Raw genomic sequence first — 9585 nt, 5'->3', positions numbered from 1 at the left:
CGGTGTCTTCCCTCATGCACAGATCTGCGACGGGGAAATTTGAGCGAGCAACACCGTGCCCGGATTTGCTCCGAGCCGTTTCAGCTGGATATTTCTGTGTGTCGTCCTGGTGCGGGGCTTCAGCTCGCGATGACGAACTTCTTCCGCAGTTTTTCCGGAGCCGCTTCGATGATGGACTTAGCGCCGGCGTCTGTCACGATGACACCGATGTCCTCGATCTTTGCGGTGACCGACATGCTGGACTTTGTAAACTTGGAGTGGTCCGCCACGACGATCACCCGGCGAGAAACTTCGATCATGGCACGGGCGATACTCGCGTTGACCGGCGTCGAGGTGCAGACCAGTCCGCGATCCACATCGATGGACGCGGCGTTGAGGATGAGCTTGTCGACGTTGAACTGGCGAATGAACTGCTCGGCTAGCGGGCCACCAAACGAGCGGTTCGCCTCAAAATATTCCCCACCGACCGAATATAAGGTCTGCCCCTCGACCCGGGTCAATTCCGCCACGATGTCGAGGCCGTTTGAAATGAAGGTGAGGTTGTTGCGTCCGACCAACGCACGCGCCACTTCCAGCGCCGTCGTGCCGGAATCAAGGAGCACTGTGTCGCCGTCGACCACCATTCCAGCTACGGCAGCAGCGATTGTGACCTTCTCTGCGTGCTTCCACACGAGCCGGGCCGCGTTCCCCGCATCCAGCGCAACCTGGTTGATACTGACCGCGCCACCATGCGTCCTGCGCAAAAGTCCGGCGCCTTCGAGTTCTCCCAGGTCGCGACGAACGGTTGCGACGGAGATATCGAAGCGGTCCATCAGCGTGCGGATGGCGACGAAATTTTGCGCTCGTACCATGTCCATGATCTTCGCCTGGCGATCTTCGGCCTGTGTCATCAAGGGCGCTTCCTATCCTTCTAATGATGCTCATCGATCATTTACGAGCGATACCTATCTTCGCCAAATGACAGCCGTATGACGAGAGATCTTAATTTGGCTTGCATTCTTGCAGTAGTTTCGTCATGGCGATCATCATCCCAGTATGAGCAGTGTGCAGATGAGCGAAACCGATCAACCGGATGTCCCTGCCATCCTCGACCTCTGCCATAGTACGCAGGGGAAGGGGACGTGGCATCGCCGACGTTTTGCAGAATACAATAGCTACCGTGGTTTTGCAGCGTCTCTATTGGTCCAAAGGCAATATCATGCCTTTCGGCGTTAGTTGCTGCAAATGAACCAGGGGCCGATAGAAGTTCACGTGATGTCGCGGGCATTTCAGCTGATCGTTCTAAGTCTGATAGCGCCGCTTGAAGTCGATCAACCAGCCCATAGTTGATCTTCAGATGCCCGGTCACCCTGGGCAGCCCGATGTGCTTAGAGCTATGCATCCGACAATTGAAGCGTTGGATCAAGCTTGTCGCGCAGCCAATCCCCAACCAGACTGATCGATAGCGTCGTCAGAAAGATGACGATGCCAGCTGGAATGCCGGTCCACCATGCCGTCGCGAGATAATTTCGCCCCTCACCGAGCATTAGGCCAAGGCTCGTTTGGGGTGGCTGAATTCCAAGGCCGAGAAAGGAGAGTGCCGTTTCCACAAGGATCAGTTCAGGAAAATTCAACGTCACCTGCACAATCAAAACGGGAAGAATATTGGGCAGGATGTGCCGGGCGTAGATGCGGAACGGGTGAACACCTAGCGTGCCGATCGCAAAGGCATAGCCTTGGCCCTTTGCCTGCAGCACGAGGCTGCGCGTCAGACGAGCGTAGACTTCCCAGCCGTAGAGACCGACAACGACAAGAAAAAGCTCGAAATTGTTGCCGAAGAACGCGAGCACCGCGAGCGCGATGATGAAAAACGGCATGCTCGCCTGGAAATCAACGAAGACCATGATGATGTCTTCAATCAATCCGCGAAAATGTGCCGCCAGAAAACCGAGCAGAGTGCCGACGGTCGCGCCGATCATCGAACCGACGATGGCAATCAGCACGCTCATCCGCATTGCGTAAATCAATCGGCTTAAAACGTCACGACCGAGGCCGTCCGTACCAAGCAGATACTTTGGATCGCCGCCGAGGAATGCCGGCGGCTTCAGACGGTTGAGGAGACTCTGTTCAGTATAGGCGAAGGGTGCCAGATAATCAGCGCCGAGCGCGACAACCAGGACGAGGATCAGCCAGGCGATGCAGAGCATGATCAGGAAAGGCAGGCGATGAATGCTTCCAAGGCTAAGCCAACGTGAGCGGGCAGCGGGACCGGATTGTTCGATGCTCATCATGCCTCCTTGCTTCTGCGATTCTCGATACGGGGATCGAGCCAACCATACGTGATGTCGACGATGAAGTTGGTGACGACCATTGTGAGCGCCACGAGCAATACAATCGTCTGGACCACCGGCAGGTCGCGCTGGCTCACCGCATTGACGAGCATCAGCCCAATACCCGGCCACGCGTAAACAGTTTCAATTACGACCGAACCGGCGATCAACCCGCCGAGACGCAGGCCTAGAACGGTCACGATCGGGATCGCAGCATTGGGGATCGCATGCGACATTATTCGCCGGGTCAATCTTAGCCCCTTGGCGCGGGCGGTACGCATATAGGGCTGATGCAAGACCTCAAGCATCGAGGAACGGGTAAAACGGGCTACCGTGCCGGCATTGATGATTCCGAGGGTCACCGCCGGTAAGACGAGATGCGACCATGTTGTTCCGCCCGAACTCGGCAGCAAGCGCCACGACATCGAAAAGAGCATGATCATCAGGATGGCGAGGAAGAAGTTCGGTATGCTGTGCCCGAAGATCGAAAAGGCCATAACGACATGGTCGACGCTGGTGCCGCGCTTCAAAGCCGCCGCAATACCCGCGAGCAGTCCGACAACAACGGTAATAGCGAAACTGGAAAGACCGAGCAGCAACGTCATCGGTACCCGTTCGACAACAACCGTCACAGCCGGTCGATCGTCGCGAAAAGAATACCCGAGATCGCCATGTAAGGCGGACCAGATGAACCGGACATATTGCTCTGGCAGTGATCTATCGAGACCCCATGCTGCTCGATATTCTGCGACGATCTCCGGCGGGGTGTCGTCCGGTAGCATCATCGAAACCGGATCGCCCGACAGCCGCAAGACGACGAACACGAAGGTGACTGCGAGGAGCAGGGTAAGGAAGGCCCGTGACAGCTTGATGAGGATAAATTGAGCCATTGCTACTCCCCGGCGGCGTCACGAAAGACATGTCTCGCCGAAACCGGGTCGTTGACCGAAAATCCGGTAGCGCCTTCACGGAACATACGCAGCAACTCCTCGGAATTGTATTCTCCCGTGCGTCGGCCTGTGCTGCCGTCCCCCGTGGAGATCCACACGGGGCGGCCGCGACTGACATGCGATGCGATGCGACCTTCGGCCGTATCCCATTCCCATATGCGAACGATGTCGCCGCCCGCGTTGAAAAACGCCTCCTCGTCAGCGCTCGTGACCAATCCGAGGATTTTGCGGGACCAACCGGCGTCGCGCACATATCGGACGGTGGCTGGAGCGTGCAAGGCAAGAACAAGTTCGCGGTCAGGCTCTTGCGCCAGCGCGGTCAGCAGGATGTCGAGCGACCTGGGTTGTTCATCCTTGACGTCCAACAGGATAGATTGATTCTTGGGTACGGTCTGAAACAGCAACCGGAGCGATGGTACCGCTGGAGACCCATCAACCTCTATTTTCGCCAGTTCCAGATCTGTCGAGCCTGAAACAGTGTCTCCACGACCAGTCAGACGTTTCAGATCGTCATCATGAGAGCAAACGATTTGGCCGTCCCTGGTTATCCGGACGTCCACCTCGATATGATCAGCCTTTGCCTCGACAGCTCCGGCCCAGGCGGCAGGCGAGTTTTCGCGGTAGAGAGCTGAGTATCCGCGGTGGGCGATGATGGATGGGGTTGTCATGATAGCGTCCTTTGTTTCTGCGATGTGTGTTCTCTAGGGCGGCGTTCGCCGGGCATCGCCGCCGGGACTGCCGCCAGCAGCGAGCGCGTATATTCGTGCTGCGGGCTGGCGAAGATCTCGGCCGCCGGACCGGCCTCGACAACCACGCCCTTCCGCATGACCGCGATGCGATCACTGATATGCCTAACGACGCCAAGGTCGTGGGAAATGAACAGGTAGCCCATCCCGAACTTGGCCTTGAGGTCGTTCAGAAGATTGATGATCTGCGCCTGGACGGAAACATCGAGCGCGCTGACCGCCTCGTCGCAGACGACGACCTTGGGATTGAGGACGAGCGCACGGGCGATGACGGCGCGCTGTTGCTGCCCCCCGGAAAGCTGGTGAGAGTAACGGTCGCCCATGCCGGGCAGGCCGACCAGGGACAACATCTCTTCGCGACGCGTTATGCGGTTCACGTTCGTGATTCCATGCGCTTGCATGGCTTCGTCGATCTGGGCACCGATCGTCATGCGCGGATCGAGCGCCTTGGACGGATTCTGGAACACCATCTGCACGCCGCATCGTTCCCGCCGCCAGGCGGCAGAGCCGATCCGGGCAAAGCACTTCCCATCCAGGGTAACTGTACCGGAGGTGGGCGCTTCGATGCCGGCGGCGATGCGACCGAGCGTCGACTTGCCGCTGCCACTTTCTCCAACGATGCCGAGCGTCTCTTCCGGCTCAAGCGTTATGCTGACTCCGCCGACTGCGCTCACAACTGCCTTGCCTCGGAAAAGATGGCCCCCGGAGCCATAGCTCTTGACGATATCCTGCAGGACGAGCCTGCCTTCGCCACTCATGCAAAGTCTCCTGCGAAATGACACGCTGCCCGGCGATCGCCGACAACAGGCAAGAGCTCCGGCAATGAGCGGCAAACATCCTTTGCGAACGAACAGCGCGGCTGGAAACTGCAGCCCTGCGGCCTTCTTGCCGGACTCGGAACAGTGCCCTCGATCGCGGCGATGCGGCCGTGGCTCGGTGTTGCCGCGTGCAGGCGGCATGCCATCAGGCCGCGTGTGTAGGGATGCAACGGGTTTTCGAACAGCTCGTTGACTGTTGCGGTTTCGACAACTCGCCCTGAATACATCACCGCCACCCGGTCGGCGATCTCGGCGACAACACCGAGATCGTGGGTGACGAAAATCATTGCGGCGCCGGTCTCGGCCTGTAATTCTCGCATTAGCCGAAGGATCTGTGCCTGGGTCGTAACATCGAGGGCGGTCGTCGCTTCGTCGGCGATCAATAGCTTCGGCCGACAAGCGAGTGCCATGGCGATCATGATGCGTTGACACATGCCACCGGAAAGCTGGTGCGGAAAGGCTTTCGCACGCGTGTCCGGTTCGGAGATGCCTACTGAGGCAATGAGTTCAACCGCGCGCCGCTCTGCCTCTCTCCAACTGAGGTCGCGGTGCACGACCAGCACTTCGGCAATCTGCGTGCCAACGCGGCGCACCGGATTGAGGGCAGCCGTTGCATCCTGAAAGACCATTGCCATATCGCGGCCGCGGATATCGGCAAGCCGGTTCTCACTGCATGTTGTGAGGTCCTGTCCGAGGAAAGAGATGCTGCCGCCTTTGACTGCCAACGGCTCGGACGTCAGCCCCATGGCCGCAAGACAGGTCAAGCTCTTGCCACAGCCACTTTCCCCAACGAGGCAAAGTGTCTCGCCAGCCCGGACCTCAAGTGAAACATCGATGACGAGATCTAGGTGGCTAATCCCGACTGTCAGGCCCTCCACTGAAAGTGTGGCCTCGGCCTGGAGGATGGCATCGTTTCTCCTCCGATCAGAAACCTCGGGGTGGGTGTCGGTGAGGAGCGCCGTCATTAACGCTTGGCCCCAAACGAAAGATTATAAGGGCGAAGGTCCATGTAATAGGACGTATAGGGCTTCCACTCGACTGACTTGTTGACGCCATAGGTTTCGAGCGGTTGATACAGGATCGTTCCAGGCGCTTCGTCTTCCCACACATCCAGCATCTTCTGGAAGACTTCGCGGCGTTGAGCGATATCCGTCGTCCGGTCGAGTTTTTCTCCGAGTTCATTGAATTCGGTCGGCTGCCAATCTTTGGTCATCTGGATTTTGTTGTAGGGACCCCAGAGGTTCCAGAGGCCGCCGGCGGGGTCCGGATAACGGATCGTATTCGAGTTCGTAATGACGCCGCGCGCGTCACCCGAGACCTGGTCAACGTTTTCAACTATATCGAGTTGGCCGTTGATGCCAACTGCCTTCCACATTTCCATGATGGCCTGTGCGGCCGGTACTGCATTCAGATAATAGGCGGCATGTGTCGCGTAGTGGATCACTTCACCCTTGTACCCCGCCTCCTTTAGCAGCCGTTTTGCCTTTTCCGGGTCATAGACGAGACCCGCGCGATTTTCGTCGTACAAAGCTCCGTATTCAGGAAACTGATGGCTTTTCGGCACGACGGCTTTGCCGTTCCAGAGAGCCTCCACCAAAAGCTGCCGATCGATCGCAAGGTTCATCGCCTGACGAACGCGCTTGTCTTTGATGATCGGGTTCTGTGTATTGTAGACGAGCGTGTGAACGTTACCAAGGACAACGCTGCGTGCTTCGACATCAGGGTAGCTGTTGATCTGGTCAATCTGATCCGGTGCAATGTTCGTGGCTATATCGAACTCGCCACTGACCAAGCCGGCGATACGCGTGGCCTGCTCCGGCACGTTACTGAAAGTCACCGAAGCGGCTGTAGGTCTGCCGCCGAAATAGTCGTCAAAGGCGACGAGCTTGATTGACTGATCTTGCTTGTATTCTGAAAGCTTGAATGGGCCGGTCCCGACGGGAAATTTTGGGAACTTGCCATTGGCATGTTCCAACCAATCCTTCTTGTTGACAATCCAGGCTGCCCACGAGGCCAGACGCTGTTCCAGGACTGGATCGGGGTTCTTCGTGGTGAAGCGTACAGTCAGTGGATCGATCACTTCAACTTTTTTGAGAATGCCAAAGTAGGCTGGACCTTGCTTCATCACGGCATTCGCTCCGCTTAGCCGTTCGGGCGAAAAGGTGAAGACGACGTCGTCAGCGGTCATGATCTCGCCGTTGTGGAACTTGACCTCGGGGCGCAACGTGACTTCCAGCGTCCGGTCGTCGATCCGCCTCCAGCTTTGAGCCAGCGACGGCACCAGTTTGGCTCCGTCGCCGTTCGGCGAGGACAGAAAGTCGCGGCGGATCAGTGTATCGAACATCGAGTAGGTGATCCGCACGCTCACATTCCCTAGCTGGTCGGCCGGTTCAAGCGTGGGTGGCAGAGCTGCGACTGCCACTGACAGATCCGGACGGTCTTGCGCGAGGGTAGGAAAGCCGGACGCAACAGAAATGAGGCAGGCGGCAAGCGCCGTGCGAGAGGCACGCAGAAATAAATGCTGGGCGTAAGTTTGTCCCCTTGGGGCGCGCGTCTCAGGCTGTCCGACCATGACGCTGGCAAGCTCAGTGTGTGTCTGTAGCATTTCCATCCTCCCAAATGGTGCGCTGGTCTTTGGGCTCTTCCCAAGTGTCTCAGCTCTATCGTTAGTTCTAACAACAAAAATAAACTTTTGACAAATTGTTTTTCAGATGTTCAATTCTGGTCGTTACAAATTTGTCATATCCGGCGACGGATCCCGGTTCGCGTAAGCAGTGATCTGCGTGCTTTCGCCTCATCGGCAACATTCTAGGGGTACTCCATGACACACACTGGCGCCGATTGGGCATTGACTATTGAGAGCGAGCTGAAAGATGCCCTCACCCGGCGCGCGGCGTTTTCCGTGAACGCGCAAAGCTTTCTGTTTTTGCGCCATGGTCGAACCAACTCGAACGTCAAGGGCATCATCCAGGGTCAGCTTGATGTTGCGCTGGATCAGGTTGGACGCGAGCAGGCAACACATGCCGGCGTGCTTCTCAAGCGTTCCGGTGTGACCAGGATCGTATCAAGCGACCTGTCCCGAGCCCTTGAGACAGCAAAAATTGCAGCGAGGGAAATTGGTATTAGCGCCCCGTTGGCCGACGCCCGCCTGCGTGAGCGGGGCTTTGGCGCCCTTCAGGGTAAGATCAATACTCATCTTGCCTGGCTCTCGGAGGACCGAAGTGTCGAGACAAGCGCTGTGTTCGCAAACCGAACACTCGACGGAGTCGAGGCCGCGGTGCTCAATTCCACGACCCTCATATGTGCTCACGGGGGCAATCTACGCGTTCTGGCCGCAGCTCTTGGACTGACGCTCGGACAGTCGCTATACGAGAATGCTACGCCGTTGCTGTTCAGGCTTTCCGATGGAAAGTGGTCTTGCCAACGGCTGATTGATATCGAAACTACGGTATCGCAATCCCTTTGAACGCATGAGCTTCAGGGCAAGGAATAGACGGATGAGGCGGACAAAAGACGAGCCGAATGAAGATAATTGGGAGCCTCCCGAGTCGTTTGCCGGGGGGCGCGAGCAATTGCTGGCGCGCGTGGCCTGGCTTTATCATGTTGAGGGCCTGACCCAGCAAGAAGTTGCCAGTGAACTCGGCATGCACCGGCTAAAGGTAAACCGCCTTCTGGCCCGGGCACGTCAGGATGGCATTGTCCAGGTTAGCATCAGGTCGCCATACGTTAGTAGCCCGATGCTGGAGAAAGAGCTTGTTGCAAAATTTGACCTTCGCAAAGCGGTCGTGGTTCCGGCTCCTGTTCGGCCCGATTCGACTCCGGAGGCGGTCGGAGCTGGCATCGGCCAATACCTTAATGCTCGTCTCTCCGATCAGATGAGTTTGGGAATTATCTCGGGGCGGACCTTCCATGCCGCCCTGTCTGCACTGGAAGCGCGGGCAATACCGGGCCTCTCTATTGTTTCCATGATTGGCGGACTGACTGTGAAGGCGGCAATGCGCCCCTACGAAGTCGCTCATCAGCTCGCGCAGATCTATCAAGCGGAATGCTATTATATGCCGGCGCCAACCTACGCCGAGTCCAAGAAGGCGCGGGATGAGTTTCTAGCGCAGTCACTTGTTCAGGAGATCATGCGACGAGCTGCGGCAGTGGATATTGCGATCATCGGAGTGGGCCGACTGACCGAAGATGGTGTGATCCGCGCCTATGATCTCTTGCAGGAAGAGGAGATGGATTCGCTCGTACAGGCCGGTGCTGTAGGTTCGTTTGTAGGCTGGTTCATCAACAAGGATGGGACGCTCGTCGAGCACGCCCTTAACGATCGAGTAATCGGCCTGCCGTTGGACCGCCTCAAGGACGTGCCAGAAGTTGTTCTTTGCGGGGGTGGAATCGGGAAGGCACAGGCCTTGGCGGCCGTTCTTCGAGCTGGATATGCCGACGTGCTCATCACAGACGAAGCTGCCGCCAGACGATTGGTCTCCAGCGACTTCTAGCTGGCACCAAATTGAATGCTCGACCGCTATTCGTTCAGATCAGTTTTCTTCTGATCGCGAGCGCGGTGAGATGAGCTTTGCTGCGGATGTCGAAGCGCTTCATGGCCTCGCGAAGCTTGACGCGGACACTGTTGTACTTGACCCCCTCCACGTCTGCGATCTCCTCCATCGTCTTGCCGACGGCGATCCATCTCAGATAGGTCGCCTCTTTCGGATCGAGCCACACGGCATCTTCCGCGGTGGGCGAGGTGCGAAGGAAGGAGATGCGG

General features: G+C 57.5%; 10 protein-coding genes. 2 read left to right on the top strand and 8 right to left on the bottom strand.

The window, feature by feature from the left end; genetic code table 11:
* Positions 1-119 precede the first annotated feature (119 nt).
* The 7 genes from RS75_RS24590 to RS75_RS24560 all read right to left on the bottom strand — a co-directional run bounded on the left by RS75_RS24590 (position 120) and on the right by RS75_RS24560 (position 7428).
* Positions 120-893: a DeoR/GlpR family DNA-binding transcription regulator gene (locus tag RS75_RS24590; protein ID WP_012654937.1), complete on the bottom strand. Its 774-nt coding sequence runs from the start codon at positions 891-893 to the stop codon at positions 120-122.
* Between the two features lie 480 nt (positions 894-1373).
* On the bottom strand, positions 1374-2270 hold the full coding sequence (locus tag RS75_RS24585; protein WP_167341588.1) for an ABC transporter permease: 897 nt from the start codon (positions 2268-2270) through the stop codon (positions 1374-1376).
* The gene (locus RS75_RS24580; protein ID WP_012654939.1) at positions 2267-3199 is read right to left on the bottom strand and encodes an ABC transporter permease; all 933 of its coding nucleotides are present in this window, start codon (positions 3197-3199) and stop codon (positions 2267-2269) included. Before RS75_RS24580 ends, RS75_RS24585 begins: the two co-directional genes overlap by 4 nt.
* Before the next feature lie 2 nt (positions 3200-3201).
* Positions 3202-3927: a glycerophosphodiester phosphodiesterase gene (locus RS75_RS24575; protein WP_012654940.1), complete on the bottom strand. Its 726-nt coding sequence runs from the start codon at positions 3925-3927 to the stop codon at positions 3202-3204.
* On the bottom strand, positions 3924-4763 hold the full coding sequence (locus RS75_RS24570; RefSeq protein WP_012654941.1) for an ATP-binding cassette domain-containing protein: 840 nt from the start codon (positions 4761-4763) through the stop codon (positions 3924-3926). The genes RS75_RS24575 and RS75_RS24570 overlap by 4 nt, the downstream gene beginning before the upstream one ends.
* The gene (locus RS75_RS24565; RefSeq protein ID WP_012654942.1) at positions 4760-5788 is read right to left on the bottom strand and encodes an ABC transporter ATP-binding protein; all 1029 of its coding nucleotides are present in this window, start codon (positions 5786-5788) and stop codon (positions 4760-4762) included. Before RS75_RS24565 ends, RS75_RS24570 begins: the two co-directional genes overlap by 4 nt.
* Positions 5788-7428 carry an ABC transporter substrate-binding protein gene (locus tag RS75_RS24560; protein WP_234704335.1) on the bottom strand — a complete coding sequence of 547 codons (1641 nt, stop codon included), beginning with the start codon at positions 7426-7428 and terminating at the stop codon, positions 5788-5790. The genes RS75_RS24565 and RS75_RS24560 overlap by 1 nt, the downstream gene beginning before the upstream one ends.
* Positions 7429-7644: 216 nt before the next feature.
* On the opposite strand from RS75_RS24560, the gene RS75_RS24555 reads away from it, so the two are divergent.
* Complete coding sequence (locus tag RS75_RS24555) at positions 7645-8289, top strand: histidine phosphatase family protein (protein ID WP_012654944.1); 645 nt, start codon at positions 7645-7647, stop codon at positions 8287-8289.
* Positions 8290-8320: 31 nt separating this feature from the next.
* Positions 8321-9316, top strand: coding sequence for a sugar-binding transcriptional regulator (locus tag RS75_RS24550; RefSeq protein ID WP_234704334.1), 996 nt, complete (start codon positions 8321-8323; stop codon positions 9314-9316).
* Between the two features lie 34 nt (positions 9317-9350).
* On the opposite strand, the gene RS75_RS24545 is transcribed toward RS75_RS24550, so the two are convergent.
* On the bottom strand, positions 9351-9585 hold a 235-nt coding region (locus RS75_RS24545; RefSeq protein ID WP_045025223.1), incomplete at its 5' end, for a LuxR C-terminal-related transcriptional regulator.

It is taken from the genome of Rhizobium nepotum 39/7 (assembly GCF_000949865.1).
Classification (GTDB): Bacteria; Pseudomonadota; Alphaproteobacteria; order Rhizobiales; family Rhizobiaceae; genus Agrobacterium; species Agrobacterium nepotum.
Note: the sequence above shows the minus strand (reverse complement) of the source record. Positions and strands in the feature narration are given on the sequence as shown.

Bases quoted from the DNA above. Each gene is read 5' to 3' on its own strand.
- RS75_RS24550 (WP_234704334.1), top strand. From the start codon at position 8,321: ATGAGGCGGACAAAAGACGAGCCGAATGAAGATAATTGGGAGCCTCCC.
- RS75_RS24580 (WP_012654939.1), bottom strand. From the start codon at position 3,199: ATGGCTCAATTTATCCTCATCAAGCTGTCACGGGCCTTCCTTACCCTG.
- RS75_RS24585 (WP_167341588.1), bottom strand. From the start codon at position 2,270: ATGATGAGCATCGAACAATCCGGTCCCGCTGCCCGCTCACGTTGGCTT.
- RS75_RS24570 (WP_012654941.1), bottom strand. From the start codon at position 4,763: ATGAGTGGCGAAGGCAGGCTCGTCCTGCAGGATATCGTCAAGAGCTAT.
- RS75_RS24575 (WP_012654940.1), bottom strand. From the start codon at position 3,927: ATGACAACCCCATCCATCATCGCCCACCGCGGATACTCAGCTCTCTAC.
- RS75_RS24555 (WP_012654944.1), top strand. From the start codon at position 7,645: ATGACACACACTGGCGCCGATTGGGCATTGACTATTGAGAGCGAGCTG.
- RS75_RS24565 (WP_012654942.1), bottom strand. From the start codon at position 5,788: ATGACGGCGCTCCTCACCGACACCCACCCCGAGGTTTCTGATCGGAGG.
- RS75_RS24560 (WP_234704335.1), bottom strand. From the start codon at position 7,428: ATGCTACAGACACACACTGAGCTTGCCAGCGTCATGGTCGGACAGCCT.